Here is a 20632-nt window from a genome sequence, read left to right as displayed (position 1 = left end):
CGTATGAAACCCATTCAATTCGAACAAATTCAAGAGACTCTTTTTTATGAACAGCTAGAAAATGGGTTAGATGTGTATATTTTACCTAAACAAGGAATAAACAAAACGTTTGCTACATTTACGACTAAATATGGCTCGATAGATAATCATTTTACTCCGATTAGTGAAAAAGAGGCGATATCAGTCCCGGATGGGATTGCTCACTTTTTAGAGCATAAAATGTTTGAGGATGAAAATGGAGATGTTTTTCAGGACTTTAGTAAACAAGGTGCATCCGCAAATGCTTTTACTAGCTTTACCAGAACTGCTTATTTGTTTTCAAGCACGTCTAATGTATCGAAAAATCTTGAAACATTAATCGATTTTGTACAGCATCCTTATTTTACAGAACAAAGTGTAGAAAAAGAAAAAGGAATTATTGAACAAGAAATCACGATGTATGATGATAATCCAGATTGGCGTGCTTATTTTGGTGTTATTGAAAATATGTATGAAAAGCATCCGGTAAAAATCGATATTGCTGGTACCGCTAAATCAATTGCTGACATTACAAAAGATTTGTTGTATACGTGCTATCACACCTTCTATCATCCGAGCAACATGCTACTTTTTGTAGTAGGGCCCGTCAACCCTGAAGAGGTCATGAAACAAATTAAAGATAATCAGCAAAAAAAGAGCTTTGAAAAACCGCAACCAATAGAACGTTTTTATCCAGAAGAGAGCAAGAAAGTGGCGAAGAAAAAAGAAGTTATTCATATGCCTGTTCAAACACCAAAATTATTAGTTGGTTTCAAAGATAAAAACCCGAGTCGTCAAGGAGACACCTTATTACAGTACGAATTAGGTCTTAATGTATTATTAGATTTATTGTACGGTCAAAGCTCTTCTTATTACCAAGATTTATATCGGGAAGGGTTAATCGATGATACGTTTTCATTTGATTACTCAGCCGAAGAGGGGTTTGGTTTTTCAATTGTTGGTGGAGACACAAAATACCCTGAGCGATTAGAGGAGAAATTAAAGGAGCAAATTGAAGAGTTTTTGGGAACGGACCTATCAAAGGATAAAGTGGATCGGATTATTAAGAAAAAAATTGGTTCATTTTTGCGTTCTTTAAATTCACCTGAATATATTGCTAACCAATTTACTCGATATAAGTTCAATGACATGAACTTGTTTGATGTGGTTTCAGTTTTAGAGAGTTTAGATATTGATTACTTAACGAAATTAAAAAAGGAACACTTTGATTTCGAATGCTTTACTGCTTGTCACGTAAAAGCTGAGGGGTATCATGAATAAAGAAAATATTTTAGTTACTGGTGCGTCTGGAGGTATAGGTGAAGCGATTGCGAGGTCGCTTGCCTCTCCGGAGCGCACTCTCTTTTTACATTATTTTAAAAATGAAGAAAAAGTTCGTCGTTTAATACAGGATTGCGAAAATAAAGGTATAGAAGCGTATGGTATTCAGGCGAATTTGCTATCTGATACTGGTGGGGAACAATTAATCAAGCAAATCCATGTACCTGTAGACAAGGTCGTCCATAATGCAGGGATAGATTATGTTGGATTATTTACAGACATGCAAAAGAAAGATATAGATGCAGTAATGAATATACATTTACATAACCCTATTTATATTACCCAACAGCTTTTGCCACATATGATTCAAAAAAAATCCGGTAAAATCATCTTTATTTCTTCTATTTGGGGAAGAGTAGGTGCATCATGTGAGGTTATTTATTCTGCTGCAAAAGGTGGAATGAATAGCTTTGTAAAGGCGTTAGCTAAAGAATTAGCTGTTAATAATATTCAAATTAATGCTATTGCTCCAGGAGCCATTGATACCGATATGCTTTCCCGTTATTCTGCTGATGAAAAGCGAGCATTAATGGAGGAAATTCCTGCTGGAAAATTAGGCAATGCGAAAGAAATAGCTGATATGGTTGCCTTTTTGTTTAAAAAGGAGTCTACGTATTTAAATGGTCAGGTTATTTCCGTCGATGGTGCGTGGTATTAGGAATGAAGACAATTTTTTTTGTATACTTCAAAGTAATTAAGGAACACTACTAGAGAAGGATTTTACTTTTGAAGGAGGACAATATAATGTCTGTAATTGATAATTGGGATCAATGGAAAGATTTCTTAAGCGAGCGCCTTCATCAAGCTGAAAATGAAGGAATGAACCAAGGCGTAATAAGTGATATTGCTTATCAAGTTGGGGAGTATTTAGCTGAACAAGTTGAACCAAAAAATGAACAAGAACGTGTTTTAGCAGAGCTATGGAAAGTGGCAGATGAAAATGAGCAACATGCTATTGCTAATATGATGGTAAAGCTAGTAAAACACGAGCATTAAAAAATGGGATATCGCTTAGCGATATCCTTTTTTTTACCTTATTTTGTAATGAGTGTGTAAAAAAGCGAAACAATTATGAAATGAAGCTATAGGAAGTACTATTTTTGATAAAAACGCTATAAACATCTTTCAATTAGAGATAAAATCCATTATGATAAAAGAAAAGAAAAAGTTCGTCTTTTTTAGCAATTTTTAGACAAAATTGATGTCAACTTAGCTCTAAGTAGAAAGGTGTTTTCGATGACAGTTAAGGAATGGTACTTAGAATATCAAATTGTCAAAAATCGTCCGGGTTTATTAGGGGATATTTCTTCTTTACTAGGAATGCTTTCATTAAATATTGTTACGATAAATGGTGTAGATGATATCAATCGTGGAATGCTTATTAAAAGCACAGATGATGACCAAATTAAAAGGTTTTTAGCCATTTTAAAAACAATAGATAGTATTTCTGTAATGAAATTTAGAGAGCCCAGATTGCGCGACCGGTTAGCTATTAGGCATGGAAAGTACATACAAAGAGATGCAGATGATCGAAAAATCTTTCGTTTTATCCGCTCAGAGCTTGGTTTGTTAGTCGATTTTATGGCAGAGCTTTATAAGCGTGATGGTCACTTTTTGGTTGGTGTAAGAGGAATGCCACGCGTTGGAAAAACCGAATCCATTGTAGCTTCAAGTGTTTGTGCGAACAAAAGATGGTCGTTTATATCCTCCACCTTACTAAGACAAACAGTACGAACCCATTTAAATGAAGAAGAACTTGCAAGTGAGCATATTTTTATTATTGATGGAATCGTTTCAACGATGAGGGCTACGGAGAAGCATCGTTCTTTAGTGAAAAAAATTATGCAATTGCCAGTTGTTAAAGTAGTGGAGCATCCAGATATCTTTGTGAGAGAAACAGAATATGAACTGGAAGATTTCGATTGCATTATTGAGTTAAGAAATGATGATTCAGAAGAAATTACCTATGAGTCAGTAGAATCTGGTTTTTCTTCTTTTGATATTAGTTAAAGTTTTAGGTAGGTGTTAGCATGTCAGAGCTAGGTCAGCATTTAAAAGCAGTTCGAGAAGAAAAAGGAATTACATTAGAAGATTTACAAACTCAAACCAAAATACAGAAACGGTATTTAGTTGCTATAGAAGAAGGGAATTTTAGCACTCTGCCAGGAATTTTTTATGCAAGAGCCTTTATTAAATCCTATGCAGAATCAATAGGTCTAGATCCAGAGGAGCTTTTTGACCAGTATGAAAAAGAGTTGCCTAATCCGCAAAAAGAATCTGCTGAATTACCTTCAAGAAGAGAACGATCTACTACTTCTGCACCTATCAAACCGAATCGAACAAGAAGAAGTCCGTTGATACCATTAATGGCGGGACTTTTATTCTTGGCTGTAGTGGCAGCCGCCGCTTGGTTAGTCGTATCTAATTTTGGAAATAATCAAAGTGAAGTCATTCCACCTGATGAGCAAAATGTGGTGGAAGGAGATTTTTCTGGTGTAGGTAATGAAGATGAGGATGAGAATGAAACGGATCCATCGGACTCTTCAGACTCTCAAGAGGAAGAAGAGCAGAATGAAGAAGAAGAAATCATTGAAGACGAAGCAGGAACACTGACCTTCACCGAAACTCAAGGGAATACAGCTTATTATGAGTTAGATGGAGAAGAACTTAAAGTAGATATTATCTTCAACGGAGATTCTTATGTTGATATTAGAAATTCTTCTGGAGACATTGTTTACTCTGCTCAAACATCTAGTGGTGAGGAAAGCTTTGACTACAGTGAAGAAGAGAGTGTTTTGATTAATTTAGGTAGTTCTTCGAATGTAGAAGTACTCATTAATGATGAACTTGTTGAATATGAGTTAGACATTCCACATCAAAAAATAAATATTGAATTTACTGCACAATAAAAGTGAACGCACCGAGTTCACTTTTATTTCTTTTCTCTTTAAAGCTCATACAAAGATATACCGGTAAAACCGGAAGTCATATGATGATATATTCTATAATGTTCGCTTTTCTTTCCTAAATGTATTAGAATACGAATAGGTTGATCCGTTAAATGTAAGAGCACGATTAAAAATGAAGAAATCTATTACTTATGAATAGAAGAATACGTTTGTGATACAATGAAAGACGATTCTTTTTAAGTGAAAATTGAACAATTTAGGAAAGGGTGTATGAATTGGCGAAAGAGCATTCCTTTGATATCGTTTCTGATGTAGACCAACAAGAAGTCGATAATGCTATTAACCAAGCAATGAAAGAAATTAATAATCGTTATGACTTTAAAGGCTCGAAAAGCTCTATTGAGCGTTCTGGAGATGAACAAATAACGGTTATTTCTGATGATGATTACAAATTAGATAGTGTTCTTGATGTTTTACGCACTAAATTTATTAAAAGGGGTGTCTCTCAGAAGGCGATGTCCTTGAATAAAATAGAGGCAGCCTCTGGAGGCACAGTCAGACAAGTAATCGATTTAAAAAGTGGACTTAGTGCTGAAAATGCAAAAAAAGTCAGTAAGTGGATCCGTGATGAAAAATTAAAAGTGAAAGTTCAAATCCAAAACGAACAAGTTCGTGTAACAGCCAAAAGTATTGATGACCTACAAACGGTCATTCAGCTGTTTAAAAATAAGGATACTGATTTTGCTTTGCAGTTTGTAAATATGCGTTAATTGTTTAGAAGGAAGGTTAATTAAAGTGAATTTGCCAAATAAAATTACGGTTTCTAGAATGATTTTAATCCCTATCTTTATGGTTTTTTTGCTCGTAGATTTACCTTTTGGGACATTTGAATGGCTTGGAGTGGAAATCCCTGTTCATCATTTCATTGCTGCGCTCATTTTTATTTTCGCTTCTTCTACTGACTGGTTAGACGGTTACTATGCAAGAAAACTGAATTTAGTGACGAACTTTGGTAAGTTTTTAGATCCACTAGCGGATAAGCTGCTAGTAACCGCTGCTCTGATTGGGCTCGTTCAAATTGATTTATTAGCTGGTTGGATTGCTATTGTCATTATAAGTCGTGAATTTGCCGTGACTGGAATTCGTTTAATTGCAGCAGCTGATGGAGATGTGATTGCAGCAAGTCCGCTTGGTAAGTGGAAGACTGTTTTTCAAATTATTGGGATATCAGCCCTCATGCTCTACAATATCCCATTCTCTATCATCTCTTTTCCATTTGATCAAATTATGATTTGGATAGCAACTATTTTAACCATTGTATCAGGAGTAGACTATTTCATTAAAAATAAACATGTTCTTGCCAAGCAAGGCTAAGAGCTGTGGTGGTGCAAAATGAGAGCAGAAATAATTGCAGTTGGATCAGAGTTATTATTGGGACAAATACTGAATACAAATGCTCGCTTTCTTTCAAAGGAGCTTGCTTTATTAGGGATTGATAATTATTACCAATCAGTTGTTGGTGATAATGCCCTTAGATTAAAAGAAGTATTAGAGACGGCAAAGAAACGCTCTGATTTTATTATTTTAACGGGTGGCTTAGGCCCAACCAAGGATGACTTGACGAAGGAAACAGTTGCTGAATTGTTTCAAACAGGCTTAAGCTATAATGAAGATGCTTTAACGAGTATAGAAAGCTTTTTTACGAAAAGAAATCGAGTGATGACAGAAAATAATAAAAAACAGGCACTTGTGCTAAAACATTCAAAAGTGCTTGAAAACCATTTCGGGATGGCACCGGGGATGCTTTTAGAAAAAGATCAAAAAATGATCGCCTTACTTCCAGGTCCGCCAAAAGAAATGGAACCGATGTTTCTTAATCAATTAAAGCCTTTATTAGAATTGAAAATGAATCATCAAGCGACACTTACAACTAGAGTTTTGCGTTTCTTTAATATTGGTGAGGCGGAGTTAGAAACAAAAGTATTAGACTTAATTGAGGCTCAATCAAACCCTACCATAGCCCCATTAGCTGGTGATGGTGAAGTGACATTGCGTTTAACGGTTAAACATAAAGACGCAAATATGGCCAAACTGCTACTTGACGAAACGGAAGCAAAGATTACTGAGCGAGTTGGAGATTATTTGTATGGATATGATCATACTTCCTTAAAAGAGCAGCTCTTCCTTCAATTAAAAAAACAAAATCTTACCATCTCTGCTGCAGAAAGCTTAACAGGTGGTTTATTTTCAGGAGCATTAACCGATTTTCCAGGCTCCTCTGAAGTTTTTATAGGAAGTATTGTAGCTTATTCGACAAATGTAAAGGAGTATCACTTGCAGGTGTCGAAAGAAATAATAGATGGAGTAGGCGTTGTTAGTGAAGAAGCTGCCTTGGCTATGGCTCAATCTGTTAAAGAGAAGTTTGGCTCCGATATCGGTATTAGTTTTACCGGTGTAGCAGGACCTAATAAGCAAGAGAATAAAGAAGTGGGTACTGTATTTATTGGGATTGTTGGAAAAGAGAAAGAGCAAAGCGTTACATATCGTTTACAATTACATCATACAAGACAAGCAATTCGCGAAAGAACGATTAAATATGGATGTTTTTATTTGCTTAATGAATTGAAAAGGTGGAATAGGAAAGAATGAAGTATTTTAGTGACTTTCAAATATCAGACTCAATTAAACGTGCAATAAAGGAAATGGGATTTGAAGAACCATCTCCCATTCAATCTAAAGCAATCCCAGTCATCTTAGAAGGTGGCGATGTAATCGGGCAAGCCCAAACGGGAACAGGTAAGACAGCCGCATTTGGAATCCCTGTTGTTGACAAAGTGACGAATGAAAGAAAGGTTCAGGCCCTGATTTTAACACCAACAAGGGAATTGGCAATCCAAGTATCAGGAGAATTACAAAAGATTTCTGTTTATAAAAAAATCCGTACATTACCTATTTATGGTGGTCAATCGATTGGACATCAAATTCGAGCTCTGAAACAAGGTGTTCAAGTGGTTATTGGAACTCCAGGTAGAATTCTTGATCATTTAAGAAGAAATACGCTGAAGCTTGATTCTGTTCATACGATTGTATTAGATGAAGCAGATGAAATGTTAGATATGGGCTTTGTTGATGATATAGAACATATTTTAAAGCAAATTAAAGAAGAGAGACAAACATTGTTGTTCTCTGCTACTATGCCTCCTGCTATTAAGAAGCTTTCAAGAAAATATATGACAACACCAAAAATGGTTACGATAAACAAAGGTGAGGTCACGGCTCCGTTAATTGATCAAATTTACTATAAAGTATTAGAGAGAAATAAGATCGATTCTTTATGTCGTATTATTGATAGTGAAGAAATTGATTTAGGGATCTTATTCTGCCGTACGAAAAAAGGTGTAGCCGAACTGACAGAAGCTCTACAAGCAAGAGGTTATCTTGCAGACGGTTTACACGGTGATTTGACGCAATCGCAGCGAGATGCCGTTATGAAAAAATTTAGAGATTCATCGATTGAATTTCTTATTGCTACAGATGTTGCAGCAAGAGGGATAGATGTAGAGAATGTTTCTCATGTTATCAACTATGATATTCCACAAGATCCAGAAAGCTATGTTCACCGCATTGGTCGAACGGGAAGAGCTGGACGACAAGGGTTAGCTTTAACACTCGTTACTCCAAGAGAGATGAAGCATTTAAGATCCATTGAACAAGAAATTAAGATGAGTATTCCTTCTCAAGAAGTTCCGACTATTGAAGAAGTAGTTGAAAAGCAAAGAGATTCATGGAAAAAGCTCGTAAAAGATACCATTGAACAAGGCGGAAAAGAAATGAGCTTGTTTGCCCCGCTTGTGAAGGAAGTTTTAGCCGATCATTCACCTGAAGATGTTGTCTCTGCTCTTTTAAAGATGAACTTTTCAACCGATACTCCTAATGAAGAAGCTGGCTACAATTTTGGAGAAACGGGTGGTGCAAAAGGAATGGTTCGTTTCTTTATAAATGTAGGAAGAAACGTATCTTTAACACCTAAAATTTTGTCTGATGAAGTAGCTGAGTTAGTCGGAATACCTAGTAAATCGATTGGTCGTATTGATATCTTTGAGAACTTCACTTTTATGGAAGTACCAGAAGACGTTGCCCCGTTTGTATATGAAGCACTAAGGTATTCACGAGTTAATGGAGCGAGAATTAATCTCGAGCCGGCGAAACCACGCCCTAAGCGTGAAAGAAATGCCCCTTCACGTTCTTAATGGAATGACTACCGAGTAAGCTGTTCAGAATGAACCCTTGCTTATTATAGACCATATCATCGATCATTTCGTATGAAACGAGTGGAAGATGATATGGTTCCATCTATCGAAATTCCCTCACAATCTCATGCACTATCGATACTAGATAGTGAATTTAAATGAGAAGTTTCATTCATTTACCCTTCCTTCTAAAAAAATTTCCAAAAACCGAATAAATGTTCGTAAAAACTATTGGCAAAAGCTCAAAAAAACGTTATGATATGAAAGAGGAAACATATATTCGTCTAATAGGTGAAGGAAATTCCTCCTTTCTTATGATAAAAAATGATTTTGAATATAATGATAGAGGAGAGATTTGCATGAGTAACGATCGTAAAGCGGCTCTTGATATGGCATTACGCCAAATTGAAAAACAGTTTGGAAAAGGTTCAATTATGAAGCTAGGGGAACAAACGGATCAACGTGTATCTACCGTTTCAAGTGGAGCATTAGCATTGGATATTGCGCTTGGAGTAGGCGGTTATCCACGTGGACGTATTATTGAAGTATATGGTCCTGAATCATCAGGTAAAACAACAGTAGCACTACATGCTATTGCTGAGGTGCAAAGAAATGGTGGACAAGCGGCCTTTATTGATGCTGAGCATGCCTTAGACCCTGTTTATGCACAAAAACTAGGTGTTAATATTGACGAGCTTCTTCTTTCACAGCCAGATACAGGAGAGCAAGCATTAGAGATTGCGGAGGCACTTGTTAGAAGTGGAGCAATAGATATTATTGTTATCGATTCCGTAGCAGCTTTAGTTCCTAAGGCTGAAATTGAAGGAGAAATGGGAGATAGTCACGTAGGTTTACAGGCTCGATTAATGTCCCAGGCTTTGAGAAAGTTATCTGGTGCTGTTAATAAATCGAAAACGATTGCTGTTTTCATTAACCAAGTCCGTGAAAAAATTGGGGTAATGTTTGGTAATCCAGAAACGACACCAGGGGGACGTGCTTTAAAGTTCTATTCATCTGTTCGTCTTGAAGTTCGACGCGCTGAAACGCTGAAGCAAGGTAATGATATGGTTGGTAATAAAACGAAAATTAAGGTAGTAAAAAATAAAGTAGCTCCTCCTTTTAAACAAGCAGAAGTTGATATTATGTATGGAGAAGGAATTTCAAGAGAAGGTTCTATTTTAGATATTGCTGCTGAGTTAGACATCGTCCAAAAAAGTGGTGCCTGGTACTCATATAATGAAGAACGCTTAGGGCAAGGAAGAGAGAATGCGAAGCAATTCTTCAAGGAAAACCCAAGCTTAACAGAAGAGGTAGAAAATAAAATTAGAAGTCATTATGGTTTAAACGAAGAGATTTTAGTGGAGCCTCCAAGTTCAGATGAAATGGATGAATTGCCTCTTGATTTAAAATAAATAGTTTCTAGGATGTGGGGCAAAAGCCAAGACTAGCTGTTTGGTTTCGTTGATTGAACTCCTCTAAGAGGATGGACATAATCTGTTTTTAAATCATCATAGTAGAGAAGCTTGAAATGATGTGTAATCGATGCAAAACATTCATAACGAACATAGAACCACCCTCCTTCTTGTGAATAGAAGGAGGTTTTTTTGAAATGGTAGATTTCCTATAAAAGCCGTAAGCAAGCAGACGCAAGGGACAAAGGCTCCAGTGGGAGGAAGTGGCCATGCCTAAATCTACTAGTTAGTTCAGCACGACCACATCGGACGCGAAGTGTCTTGGGGGAGAGAACAGCCTAACAAGTGAGGAGTCATTCATGAGTCTTATCTTAGCCCCCTTTTTTTTGAGGAGTTAAAAAGTGACAAAACATTTATTTTAGAGAAGTAACAAAATCATGGTAAACTAAAAGAGGTGATAAAATATGAAATTTTTATACTTTACAGATACACATATAAGGGGAACAACTCCCAAAAATCGTCTCGATGATTTTGTTGAAAGCTTAAAAAATAAAATAAAGGAAATCATTGATATTGCAAATGAGGAAGAAGTCGATTTTATTTTGCATGGTGGAGATGTTTTTGATCGACCAGACTTATCTCCGAATGTTGTCGGTCAATTTGCCAAGCTTTTTAAAGAGGCAAATAGTCCCATTTATGCGATATCAGGTAATCATGATACGTTTGGACATAACCCTAACACTCTATCAAGAACCATGCTAGGGTTAATTGATTCCTTTGGTTTAATGACGGTAATCCATCCTCATCAACCAATATTGATCGAAAAGGACGGCTTAAAGGTTCAACTGTCAGGCCAACCCTATCATTATGATTTAGACCAAAGAGACCCAAAGCTCGATTACTACCCTTTAAATGAACATAAGGCGGATATCCTCATTCATATGGTTCATAGTATGCTGGTGGAAAAATCTTTGCCTGATGGAATTCCACATACTCTGATTGACCATATTTGGGGTACTACTGCTGATATTTTATTAACAGGTCACTATCATGGTGGATTTGGAATAAAAGAACGTGAAGGTACTTATATTTGCAATCCAGGAGCGATTGCTCGTGTTAATAATCATAGTAGTGAGATCATACGAAAGCCTCAAATTATTCTTGGAGAGCTCTCAAAAGGTTATATCCAATTAAAACAACGAGTTTTAAAAGTGGCTGCAAAGGGAGAGCAAGTATTAGACCGAAGCTTTTTGGAAAAGGGGGTTCATCAAGAGCAAAAGCTTCACCAATTTATTCAGCAAGTAAAAGAGCAAAGTGACTTCCAAAATATTAAAATGACCGATATTATTCAAGAATTAGCAGCTATGTCTAATGTGGAGAATGAAGTAAAGGAAGAAGCTTTAAGAAGAATTACAGTCGTTGAAGAAAGCTGGAAGGGGGAAGAATATGAATAACATCCTCTCGGTTCGACTTGAAAATTTCCAATCACATTTAGATAGTTTAATAGAGTTTGATAAAGGATTAAATGTATTAGTAGGGCAGTCAGATAGCGGGAAAACGGCGATTATTCGTGCTATTCGCTGGGTTTTGTTTAACCAACCACGTGGTACGGACTTTATTCGAGTAGGAGCTAATTTTGCTAGGGTTACGATTGTTTTTGAAAATAACGTGACGATTATTAGAGAAAGGACGAGCTCAAAAAATCGCTACATGATTAAAGAGTCAGAGAAGGAAGATTTAATTCTTGAAGGATTTGGTATTCATGTTCCTAAAGAGGTAGTAGAAGCCCATGGAATGCTACCCTTACGTGTTGACCGAGACCATGAGCTTAACCTCCATCTTTCACAGCAATTAGATGGGCCTTTTTTATTAGAACAAACCGGTTCAATAAGAGCTAAGACAATAGGAAGAATAAGTGGTGCTCATTATTTAGACATGGCCATCCGAGATACGTCCAAAGATTTATCTCAGCTCAATCAAAGGTTAAAGCATGGCGAAGAAGAGGTGGAAAAGCTAAAGGAAAAGCTGCTACCTTATGAAAAATTAGATGAAGCAAAAGCAAAAATTGATCAAACTGAAAGTAATATAACGTCGATCAAGAAAAATCAGCAATTATTAAAATCATTAAAGCAAATAAAACGACATAAAGAGCAGATTACATACGAAAGTACTGAAATGAAACAGATTTTAAATACTGTACAATCGTTGTCTATTTGGGAAGAGAAAGTCGACTCAATCAGTCATTCTTTAGCAAGGCTGCGAGACCTTTCACGAAAAAGAAAATACCTACAAGAAATGCATGAAATTAAAAAAGTATGTGTGCATTGGATTCAAATAACAAGCTCTTTAGGTGAGATGGAAACCATCTATATAAATTCAAAAGAATCGTTAGCAAAGCATCGATATTTTAGCGCTAAAAGAACAGAATATACAAAGGCTATACAAGAAAAAAGTCAGTTAAAAAATCAGTTAAAGAGAACCGATTTTTTAAAGGAGAACCCTTACCAACAAATAACACACATGATGGAGATTTTAGGAAGATGGAAACAGCTTTCGACTCTTTATAAAAATGAGAAAAAATTGAATGAAACGAAAACGATATGGAAACAAACACTCCAACAGCTTAGAAACGCAGAAGCGGTTGAGCACTATACCAAGCAAATCGATTATGATTTGAGTAAATGGAGAAATTATCAGCTATTAAAAGAAAAGCGTGATGAATTGAGGCAAGGGTTACATGTTGGAACACAATTTATTAAACAGCAAAAAAGCCACTTACAGATTTTAGAAGAAACATATGAGCAAATTTTGTTATCGAAAGGTCATTGTCCTGTTTGTGGTGGAGAAATTCAAACAGAGAAAGTAGAAGCGTTATTAAGTGGAAAAAGGGGGAATTAGTATGAATCATGAAAAAGTAGAGCATGATTTAACAAAAATGCGTAAAACCATTGATGAAGCAAAGGATAAAAGATATAGAGCGGAGGCTAGGTTAGAGGAGCTTGAGAACCAAGAAAAAAGATTACTAGAAGAGCTAGAAGACCTAGGTGTCAAACCGGAAGAGCTAGAAAATGAAATCACAAGACTTGAAAGGCAAATAGAAGAAGAGCTTGAAAAAGCCTGGAATATGATTCCTAAGGAATTGATAAAGAATGGAAATGACTGAAGATAAGCTATTGAAGTTAGAGGAAGTTCTTGAGCAAACAAAAACAGAATGGATTCGATTAGATGCCAATCGTTCCTTACTAAAAGAACAGCTTCAAAATAAAGAAAAGGAACTGGCTGAATATAGGCAAAGTGCAGAAGTTTATGAAAAAGCAAGAATCCTTCTCCAGCAATCAGCTGAGTACGCAAGGGAGCAAGCGAAGCAGCAGATGGAAACCCTTGTTTCGAATGCCCTACAATATGTTTTTGGACCTTTATTTTCTTTTGTGATTGAAATTGAGGAGCAAGGAAATAAAGCAGTAGCCGAATTTTATGTTGTTAGTGAATATGAAGGGATTAAGGTTAAGACTCGTCCACAGGATTCTCGTGGAGGGGGCGTCGTCGATATTGTTACGCTTGCTTTAAGAATTGCGTTATTAGAGACCGTTCAACCTAAGCTGAATGGAGCTCTTCTTTTAGATGAGCCGGGGAAGCATGTATCAGATGAATATGTTCACCTTTTATATGATTTTTTGAAATCACTAAGTAGTATGTTTGATCGGCAAGTGATTATGATTACCCATAATCATCATTTGGCCGAATCGGCGGATCAAGCTTATCAGGTTGAGATTCAAGATGGAATAAGTGAGGTAGCTATCCTTGACAGACCTTGACAATGGTCTAGACGAGCTTTACAATTATAGGGTATGCGGCACTAATTTTATAATTATTGGTCGCATTCATTCTAAAATTGTTTGAACATATGAAAACATGACCAAAATGCATGTATGGAACCAACAATTAGATAGCAAGAGGAGGTGAAAGAGTGGGAATTTCTGATAATGGTTTCCTCTTACCTGCTTTGCTTGTTGTCGCCGTATTAATCGGTGCAGTTGTTGGATATCTTGTTCGAAAATCCATTGCAGAAGCGAAAATTTCAAGTGCTGAACAAGCCGCGAAACAAATTACTGAAGATGCGAAGCGCGATGCAGAAGCGAGTCGCAAAGAGGCTATCCTTGAGGCAAAGGATGAGGTTCATAAAATTCGTACCGAGGCTGAACGTGATGTTCGTGAAAGAAGAAATGAGATTCAAAAACAAGAGAATCGTTTGGTTCAAAAAGAAGAGATCCTTGACCGAAAGAGTGAAACTTTAGACAAGAAAGAAGAAGCTTTAGAAAAAAGGGAGGATTCTCTCACCAAAAAACAACGACAAGTTGAAGATTTGGAAAGCAAAGTAGAGGAAATCGTACAAAAACAAAAAGAAGAGCTTGAACGAATTTCTGGTTATTCTCGTGAACAAGCACGTGCGTCAATCCGTGAAGAATTAGAGCAAGAGCTTGCACATGAATCCGCAATTTATATTAAAGATCGTACGATGCAAGCAAAAGAAGAAGCTGATAAAAAAGCAAGAGAAATTTTATCTTTAGCTCTTCAACGTTGCTCAGCCGATCATGTGGCTGAAACCACTGTTTCAGTTGTAACACTTCCTAATGATGAAATGAAGGGTAGAATCATTGGACGTGAGGGTCGTAATATTCGCGCTTTAGAGACGTTAACGGGAATTGATTTAATTATTGACGATACTCCTGAAGCGGTTATACTCTCAGGGTTTGACCCGATAAGACGTGAAATTGCGCGGTCTGCTCTAGAAAAGCTTGTCCAAGATGGTCGTATACATCCTGCTCGTATCGAGGAAATGGTAGACAAGTCTCGTCGTGAAGTGGATGAAGCGATTCGTGAATATGGAGAACAGGCTACATTTGAAATGGGAATCCATGGATTACACCCAGATTTAATCAAGATTTTAGGTCGACTCAAATTCAGAACGAGTTACGGTCAAAACGTCTTAAAGCATTCGATGGAAGTCGCCTATTTAGCTGGTTTAATGGCAGCGGAATTAGGAGAAGACGTCAAATTAGCAAGACGAGCGGGCTTATTGCATGATATTGGAAAAGCTATCGATCATGAAGTCGAAGGAAGTCATGTTGAGATAGGTGTTGAATTGGCAAGTAAGTACAAAGAGCATCCAGTAGTCATTAATGCAATAGCGTCTCACCACGGTGATGTTGAATCAACTTCTGTTGTTTCTACAGTTGTTGCAGCAGCAGATGCTTTATCAGCAGCAAGACCTGGAGCTCGTCGTGAAACGTTAGAAACATATATTAAACGTCTTGAAAAGCTAGAAGAAATTTCTGAGTCCTTTGATGGTGTAGAAAAGACATATGCTATTCAAGCAGGGCGAGAAGTTCGGATTATGGTAAGACCTGATGTAGTAGATGATGCTCTTGCTCATAAGCTAGCTAGAGATATTACGAAGAAAATAGAAGAAGAGCTTGACTACCCAGGACATATCCGAGTGACCGTTATTCGTGAAACAAGAGCAGTTGAATATGCAAAATAAAGCAGCAGATGCTGCTTTATTTTTTTTGCCTAAGAGATAGTAATCAATAAAAGGGTGTACGGTTCTCACTTTTAACTTTGCTCGTAATCCTATATACTAAAGGGTGAAAACTTATTGAAAATAGAAATGAGGAAATTATGAGAATATTATTTATTGGCGATGTGGTTGGTTCGCCTGGTCGAGATATGGTCAGTGAATACTTACCGAAATTAAAGAAGCAGCTAAAACCAACGGTGACCATTGTAAATGGAGAAAATGCGGCATCTGGAAAAGGAATAACGGAAAAAATATATAAAGGATTTATGGATGCGGGAGCACAAGCTGTGACCCTAGGTAATCATAGCTTTGATAAGAAGGAAATTTTTAATTTTATTGATTCTGCAACTCATATGATTCGTCCAGCTAATTACCCGCAGGGAGTTCCAGGAAAAGGATATACGTTTGTGAAGGTGAATCAGATAGAGGTTGCCATTATTAATTTAATGGGTCGTACCTTTTTACCTGCGAATGATTGCCCGTTTCAAAAGGCAGAGGAAATTATTGAAATCGCTAAGAAACGAACACCTTATATCTTTGTAGATTTCCATGCTGAAGCAACAAGTGAAAAGCAAGCTATGGGATGGTTTCTAGATGGAAAAGTGACTGCTGTAGTTGGGACTCATACTCACGTACAAACCGCAGACGAACGTATACTACATGACGGAACAGCCTATATTACCGATGTGGGAATGACGGGACCGTATGATGGAATTCTAGGTGTGGAGAAAGAGACGATTATCCAAAGATTTTTAACAAATTTACCGGCAAGGTTTGAAGTTTCGGAAGGAAGGGAACAACTAAATGGAGTAGTGATTGATGTCGATCCTAAATCGGGCCTTGCAAAATCTATTCAACGAATCCTCATCAATGAAGACCATCCATATATCCATCATTAATCAGACTAAAGATGGATTCTTGAACAATTTATTTTTGAAAGCAGGAATATGAATGGATTTTGCGAAATACTATTAATTAAGCCCGCTCAATGGGAGTGTGCTTAGTGAATCCAGTATAGCTTTCTATGATTAGAAGGGTTACTTGATTTTTAGCATCTCTTGTACAGTCGTGACATCAGGAGTCATCGTTCAAATGTGCACCTGAAAATTCCTCGTTTCGTAAAAACTAATGTTAGTCGTACTTAAAGGAGGTACAAGAAATGGAAGTGTTAAAAGTTTCAGCAAAATCTACACCAAATTCAGTAGCCGGTGCTCTAGCTGGTGTCATCAGAGAACGTGGTGCGGCCGAAATTCAAGCGATTGGGGCTGGCGCATTGAATCAATCTATCAAAGCGATAGCAATCGCTAGAGGATTTGTGGCACCAAGCGGAATAGACCTCGTATGCATTCCTGCGTTTACAGATATTGAAATCGATGGTGAAGAAAGAACGGCCATTAAATTAATAATTGAACCACGATAATGATGAAGTTTATAAAGATGTGTGAGCTGCTTATATGATAAGCAGCTTTTTTTGAGGCTTGGGCTTAGATGATTTCATTGATGAAAAGAAGGAAGGCAACGCTGAATTAGTAGTTTCTATGAAAACAAGAGCTAGCGGACACAAGTCACGAGCACTTCATCCCACTGAAGTGGCCATGCCGAACTCACAACACCTCATCGGATGTGAAATGGTCTTTAGGTAGCGAATAATGGAGAAATTAAATCTGTAAAGTTCCTTTTTCATGATAGTCCCAACCGTTTTTAATGATCATATTCACAGATTGTCCACGCTCAGTTAAGACCATGATGATTGTGTTTATAGTAAAAGAATATTATAATAATGAATTGAATGTTTTTATTTTTCGTTAAAGGAGTTTTATAAATGAACGAAGAGCAGCGTTTAGGAAAGCAAGGAAATACAAATGAAAATTCCGAAAAGGACGTAAAATCCTCGAACGGAAAAACAACTAAAGATTATAGTAAGTATTTTGATTTTTCTAATGCCAAAATCATTTCCGAAGAAGGAAATAAAAAGGTCATTAAAATTGAAGGTCGTGAAATTGCGATTCATGACCAGCCCGATTTTAAGCAAGGAAAGCGACGGGGGAAAGAAGATGCTAAAGTCATTCGTCCTGAGCAGTTAATTCCTACAGAAATGAAATCGATTGGACAAGGTAAGAAATTCCTTATTCGAACGTATGGTTGCCAAATGAATGTTCATGATTCAGAGAACATGTCTGGTTTAATGCTAGAGATGGGCTTCTCTGAAACAGAAGATCATATGGAAGCGGATGTTATTTTATTAAATACATGTGCCATTCGTGAAAATGCGGAGAACAAAGTTTTTGGAGAGATCGGACATCTAAAAACATTAAAAAAAGAACGACCGGAATTAATCCTTGGAATTTGCGGATGTATGTCACAAGAAGAAAATGTAGTAAATCGTATTATGAAAAAGCATCAACATATGGATTTAATTTTTGGAACACATAATATTCACCGATTGCCTCATCTTCTTCAAGAAGCGATTTTTGGTAAAGAAATGGTCGTTGAAGTGTGGTCCAAAGAAGGCGATATAATTGAAAATATGCCAAGGGAACGTAAAGGGAAAACACAAGCCTGGGTTAACATTATGTATGGCTGTGATAAATTCTGTACGTACTGTATTGTCCCGTATACGCGAGGAAAAGAACGAAGCCGCCGTCCAGAAGATATTATCGAGGAAGTTCGTGAGTTAGCAAGGCAGGGCTATAAAGAGATTACTCTTTTAGGACAAAATGTAAATGCCTATGGTAAGGATTTAGACGATATGGATTATCGTTTAGGACATCTTATGGATGATATTCATAAAATTGATATACCGAGAGTTAGATTTACCACTAGTCACCCTCGGGACTTCGATGACCATTTAATTGAGGTTCTTGCTAAAGGTGGAAACTTAGTAGAGCACATTCATTTGCCTGTTCAGCATGGGAATTCTCAAATATTAAAGCTCATGGCACGTAAATATACTCGTGAAAGATATATTGAGCTAGCCAATAAGATAAAAGATACGATTCCAAATGCATCCTTTACAACCGATTTAATTGTAGGGTTTCCTAATGAAACAGAAGAACAGTTTCAAGATACCTTATCATTGGTAAGAGAAATCGAATTTGATAGTGCGTATACGTATATTTATTCACCAAGAGAAGGAACACCAGCTGCGAAAATGAAGGACAATGTACCTGATGAAGTGAAACGAGAGCGATTAGGTCGTTTAAATGCACTTGTGAATGAAATGTCAGCTAAAAAGAATCTTGGATATCAAGGTAAAATTGTTGAAGTGCTAGTTGAAGGGGAAAGTAAGAAAAATCCAGATATTTTAGCTGGACGAACAAGAACCAATCGATTGGTTAATTTTAGAGCGCCAAAATCAATCATTGGCAAAATCTGTTTTGTAAAAATCACCAATGTTAAAACATGGTCTTTAGACGGAGAATTAGTTGAATCTGCGGAGGTAGTAAGATAATGGAAACAAAATATACAAGAGATGAAATTATCCAAAAATCAAAAGAGCTAGCGAGTATGATGGCTCAAACAGAAGAGGTTGACTTTTTTAAAAAGGCAGAGAAAAAAATTAATGAGCATTTACGTGTTCAAGAGTTAATCGCTCAAATTAAGAAGCTCCAAAAAGAAGCCGTCAATCTTAAGCATTATCAAAAGATTGAAGCATTAAAACAAACAGAAGAAAAAATTGATGCGCTACAAGATGAAATTGAACAAATTCCACTTGTACAAGAGTTTCAACAAAGTCAGCTAGAAGTAAATGAACTATTACAAATGGTATCTAACACTATTACAAAGAAAATTACAGAAGAGATAATTGTCTCTATGGGTGGAGATGTGTTGAGAGGAACGACTGTCAAAAATCCACTAATTCAAGATAAATGCTAATATGATCTTAGAGAGCTCTAAAGGATGAAAACTTTAGAGTTCTTTTTTATTATGATCAATAAAAGGAAAAAAAATAACTTTTTTCTAAAGAAACACGTACTATTTCACCTGCTGATTACATATCGTTTATAGAAAAGTTCATTCTGGATTATTTTTGCACACTAGTCATTTGTCCTGCATAGGATGGGAGTGAACAGTTTGCTTGCGAACGAGGCGAAAGCCAGTAAGAGCAACCGACTATCAAGAACGATACAAGAAAGAGGAGGGTAATGTTACATGTCTCTAAATGATCAGGAATTTAGCTATCGAGAGATTATCACGAAGGCCATATGCGGAAAAGGGCGAAAGTTTTCTGAGAACACTCACAAAGTTAGCCCATCACACAAACCTTCAAGTATTCTTGGCTGCTGGATTATCAACCACAAATATGATGCGGCAAAAAAAGGGGAGAACGTGGAAGTAAAAGGAAGTTATGATATAAATGTATGGTTTTCCTATGATAATAATACGAAAACCGATGTTGCCACTCAGACTGTAAGGTATACAGACATTATTGAGCTAACCGTACGGGATCAGAATGTATTATCAGAGGATATGGACGTTATTGCAAGAGCGATTCAACAGCCTAATACACTAGAAGCGACGATTACCGAAAAGGGAGATAGTGTAGCGGTTCAGGTAGAGAGAGAATTTGTGGTTGAATGTATAGGAGAAACGAAGGTAGCGGTTGCTGTAAACCCAGAGGGTGTAATCCAAGAATTACCTGCTAAAGATTTTAATGATGAGGTTAGTGATGAAGAATTTGAGCGCCTAGATCCGAATTTTTTGCATGAGGAACTTCATAAAAAATAATGCCTGAAGAACCGGATGATTCTGGTTCTCTTTTTTTTTAGTAGTTCCTTAAATTGAAAGAGTGTAATACGAAAAAAAAAGCAGCTCTGACCATTCGAATGAAGAAAGAATACCACAGATGTTAGGTATAAACGGGTTCACTCCCTCAAAAAACTCTGCGTACGCTGAGGTGCTATTAAAAGCCCTTTTTACAAATAAGTTTTTCCTACCCTAAGTGACTCAACAGTGTTCTTCGAATTCCAAAGGTCCTCTTCTTTATCAAAGGAAGGAATAGACTATTTGTTGTGTATGAATTCATTCACCACTTCAAATTTCACTTTGCCCAGACCCTAACGATTAATTTAGAGTGAATAGGCATAGACCTAGATACAATTAATTTTCATATGGTATAATAAT

Annotated in this window: 20 protein-coding genes; all 20 read left to right on the top strand. The window is 36.7% G+C overall.

What is annotated here, in order from left to right:
- The first annotated feature begins 3 nt into the window (after nucleotides 1–3).
- Nucleotides 4–1299: an EF-P 5-aminopentanol modification-associated protein YfmH gene (gene yfmH / locus AZF04_RS01295; protein ID WP_061947239.1), complete on the top strand. Its 1296-nt coding sequence runs from the start codon at nucleotides 4–6 to the stop codon at nucleotides 1297–1299.
- Nucleotides 1292–2017 (top strand): elongation factor P 5-aminopentanone reductase, encoded by a 726-nt coding sequence (ymfI, locus tag AZF04_RS01290; protein WP_061947238.1) that lies wholly within the window; start codon nucleotides 1292–1294, stop codon nucleotides 2015–2017. The genes yfmH and ymfI overlap by 8 nt, the downstream gene beginning before the upstream one ends.
- Nucleotides 2018–2103: 86 nt before the next feature.
- Entirely contained in the window at nucleotides 2104–2355 is a 252-nt protein-coding gene (locus tag AZF04_RS01285) for a DUF3243 domain-containing protein (protein WP_061947237.1), read from the top strand.
- 240 nt (nucleotides 2356–2595) lie between these two features.
- Nucleotides 2596–3369 carry a YmfK family protein gene (locus AZF04_RS01280; protein ID WP_045479169.1) on the top strand — a complete coding sequence of 258 codons (774 nt, stop codon included), beginning with the start codon at nucleotides 2596–2598 and terminating at the stop codon, nucleotides 3367–3369.
- A gap of 20 nt (nucleotides 3370–3389) precedes the next feature.
- Nucleotides 3390–4268: a helix-turn-helix domain-containing protein gene (locus AZF04_RS01275; RefSeq protein ID WP_061947236.1), complete on the top strand. Its 879-nt coding sequence runs from the start codon at nucleotides 3390–3392 to the stop codon at nucleotides 4266–4268.
- A gap of 275 nt (nucleotides 4269–4543) precedes the next feature.
- Nucleotides 4544–5038 (top strand): YajQ family cyclic di-GMP-binding protein, encoded by a 495-nt coding sequence (locus tag AZF04_RS01270; protein ID WP_045479163.1) that lies wholly within the window; start codon nucleotides 4544–4546, stop codon nucleotides 5036–5038.
- A 25-nt stretch (nucleotides 5039–5063) separates the two neighbouring features.
- Nucleotides 5064–5642, top strand: a complete 579-nt coding sequence (gene pgsA / locus AZF04_RS01265) for a CDP-diacylglycerol--glycerol-3-phosphate 3-phosphatidyltransferase (RefSeq protein ID WP_045479159.1) — start codon at nucleotides 5064–5066, stop codon at nucleotides 5640–5642.
- Nucleotides 5643–5660: 18 nt separating this feature from the next.
- On the top strand, nucleotides 5661–6917 hold the full coding sequence (locus AZF04_RS01260) for a competence/damage-inducible protein A (protein WP_061947235.1): 1257 nt from the start codon (nucleotides 5661–5663) through the stop codon (nucleotides 6915–6917).
- Complete coding sequence (locus AZF04_RS01255; RefSeq protein ID WP_061947234.1) at nucleotides 6914–8518, top strand: DEAD/DEAH box helicase; 1605 nt, start codon at nucleotides 6914–6916, stop codon at nucleotides 8516–8518. The genes AZF04_RS01260 and AZF04_RS01255 overlap by 4 nt, the downstream gene beginning before the upstream one ends.
- Nucleotides 8519–8877: 359 nt before the next feature.
- The gene (gene recA / locus AZF04_RS01250) at nucleotides 8878–9930 is read left to right on the top strand and encodes a recombinase RecA (RefSeq protein ID WP_045479150.1); all 1053 of its coding nucleotides are present in this window, start codon (nucleotides 8878–8880) and stop codon (nucleotides 9928–9930) included.
- A gap of 464 nt (nucleotides 9931–10394) precedes the next feature.
- Nucleotides 10395–11384 carry a metallophosphoesterase family protein gene (locus tag AZF04_RS01245; RefSeq protein WP_061947233.1) on the top strand — a complete coding sequence of 330 codons (990 nt, stop codon included), beginning with the start codon at nucleotides 10395–10397 and terminating at the stop codon, nucleotides 11382–11384.
- Nucleotides 11377–12828 carry an AAA family ATPase gene (locus AZF04_RS01240; protein WP_061947232.1) on the top strand — a complete coding sequence of 484 codons (1452 nt, stop codon included), beginning with the start codon at nucleotides 11377–11379 and terminating at the stop codon, nucleotides 12826–12828. Before AZF04_RS01245 ends, AZF04_RS01240 begins: the two co-directional genes overlap by 8 nt.
- A 1-nt stretch (nucleotide 12829) precedes the next feature.
- The gene (locus AZF04_RS01235) at nucleotides 12830–13093 is read left to right on the top strand and encodes a hypothetical protein (RefSeq protein WP_045479145.1); all 264 of its coding nucleotides are present in this window, start codon (nucleotides 12830–12832) and stop codon (nucleotides 13091–13093) included.
- A complete protein-coding gene (locus AZF04_RS01230; RefSeq protein ID WP_052339997.1) occupies nucleotides 13080–13745 on the top strand; it encodes an ATPase in 666 nt (221 codons plus the stop codon). The genes AZF04_RS01235 and AZF04_RS01230 overlap by 14 nt, the downstream gene beginning before the upstream one ends.
- A gap of 152 nt (nucleotides 13746–13897) precedes the next feature.
- The gene (rny, locus tag AZF04_RS01225) at nucleotides 13898–15472 is read left to right on the top strand and encodes a ribonuclease Y (RefSeq protein ID WP_045479142.1); all 1575 of its coding nucleotides are present in this window, start codon (nucleotides 13898–13900) and stop codon (nucleotides 15470–15472) included.
- A gap of 137 nt (nucleotides 15473–15609) precedes the next feature.
- Nucleotides 15610–16407, top strand: a complete 798-nt coding sequence (locus AZF04_RS01220; RefSeq protein WP_061947231.1) for a TIGR00282 family metallophosphoesterase — start codon at nucleotides 15610–15612, stop codon at nucleotides 16405–16407.
- Between the two features lie 260 nt (nucleotides 16408–16667).
- Nucleotides 16668–16928 carry a stage V sporulation protein S gene (locus tag AZF04_RS01215; protein ID WP_003321353.1) on the top strand — a complete coding sequence of 87 codons (261 nt, stop codon included), beginning with the start codon at nucleotides 16668–16670 and terminating at the stop codon, nucleotides 16926–16928.
- Nucleotides 16929–17330: 402 nt separating this feature from the next.
- On the top strand, nucleotides 17331–18959 hold the full coding sequence (gene miaB / locus AZF04_RS01210; protein ID WP_061947230.1) for a tRNA (N6-isopentenyl adenosine(37)-C2)-methylthiotransferase MiaB: 1629 nt from the start codon (nucleotides 17331–17333) through the stop codon (nucleotides 18957–18959).
- A complete protein-coding gene (locus tag AZF04_RS01205) occupies nucleotides 18959–19384 on the top strand; it encodes a YlbF/YmcA family competence regulator (RefSeq protein WP_045479134.1) in 426 nt (141 codons plus the stop codon). Before miaB ends, AZF04_RS01205 begins: the two co-directional genes overlap by 1 nt.
- Nucleotides 19385–19660: 276 nt before the next feature.
- Nucleotides 19661–20236 carry an outer spore coat protein CotE gene (locus AZF04_RS01200; RefSeq protein WP_061947229.1) on the top strand — a complete coding sequence of 192 codons (576 nt, stop codon included), beginning with the start codon at nucleotides 19661–19663 and terminating at the stop codon, nucleotides 20234–20236.
- Nucleotides 20237–20632 lie beyond the last annotated feature (396 nt).

The sequence above is a fragment of the Alkalihalobacillus trypoxylicola genome, from assembly GCF_001590785.1.
Classification (GTDB): domain Bacteria; phylum Bacillota; class Bacilli; order Bacillales; family Bacillaceae_D; genus Alkalihalobacillus; species Alkalihalobacillus trypoxylicola.
This window is presented reverse-complemented; position numbering and strand designations above follow the sequence as displayed.

Excerpts from the sequence above, each read along its gene's own strand:
- AZF04_RS01255 (WP_061947234.1), top strand. The coding sequence starts at position 6,914 with ATGAAGTATTTTAGTGACTTTCAAATATCAGACTCAATTAAACGTGCA.
- AZF04_RS01235 (WP_045479145.1), top strand. The coding sequence starts at position 12,830 with ATGAATCATGAAAAAGTAGAGCATGATTTAACAAAAATGCGTAAAACC.
- yfmH (WP_061947239.1), top strand. The coding sequence starts at position 4 with ATGAAACCCATTCAATTCGAACAAATTCAAGAGACTCTTTTTTATGAA.
- ymfI (WP_061947238.1), top strand. The coding sequence starts at position 1,292 with ATGAATAAAGAAAATATTTTAGTTACTGGTGCGTCTGGAGGTATAGGT.
- AZF04_RS01205 (WP_045479134.1), top strand. The coding sequence starts at position 18,959 with ATGGAAACAAAATATACAAGAGATGAAATTATCCAAAAATCAAAAGAG.
- AZF04_RS01260 (WP_061947235.1), top strand. The coding sequence starts at position 5,661 with ATGAGAGCAGAAATAATTGCAGTTGGATCAGAGTTATTATTGGGACAA.
- AZF04_RS01285 (WP_061947237.1), top strand. The coding sequence starts at position 2,104 with ATGTCTGTAATTGATAATTGGGATCAATGGAAAGATTTCTTAAGCGAG.
- recA (WP_045479150.1), top strand. The coding sequence starts at position 8,878 with ATGAGTAACGATCGTAAAGCGGCTCTTGATATGGCATTACGCCAAATT.
- AZF04_RS01275 (WP_061947236.1), top strand. The coding sequence starts at position 3,390 with ATGTCAGAGCTAGGTCAGCATTTAAAAGCAGTTCGAGAAGAAAAAGGA.
- AZF04_RS01240 (WP_061947232.1), top strand. The coding sequence starts at position 11,377 with ATGAATAACATCCTCTCGGTTCGACTTGAAAATTTCCAATCACATTTA.
- AZF04_RS01200 (WP_061947229.1), top strand. The coding sequence starts at position 19,661 with ATGTCTCTAAATGATCAGGAATTTAGCTATCGAGAGATTATCACGAAG.
- AZF04_RS01280 (WP_045479169.1), top strand. The coding sequence starts at position 2,596 with ATGACAGTTAAGGAATGGTACTTAGAATATCAAATTGTCAAAAATCGT.
- AZF04_RS01220 (WP_061947231.1), top strand. The coding sequence starts at position 15,610 with ATGAGAATATTATTTATTGGCGATGTGGTTGGTTCGCCTGGTCGAGAT.
- AZF04_RS01245 (WP_061947233.1), top strand. The coding sequence starts at position 10,395 with ATGAAATTTTTATACTTTACAGATACACATATAAGGGGAACAACTCCC.
- AZF04_RS01215 (WP_003321353.1), top strand. The coding sequence starts at position 16,668 with ATGGAAGTGTTAAAAGTTTCAGCAAAATCTACACCAAATTCAGTAGCC.
- miaB (WP_061947230.1), top strand. The coding sequence starts at position 17,331 with ATGAACGAAGAGCAGCGTTTAGGAAAGCAAGGAAATACAAATGAAAAT.
- AZF04_RS01230 (WP_052339997.1), top strand. The coding sequence starts at position 13,080 with ATGGAAATGACTGAAGATAAGCTATTGAAGTTAGAGGAAGTTCTTGAG.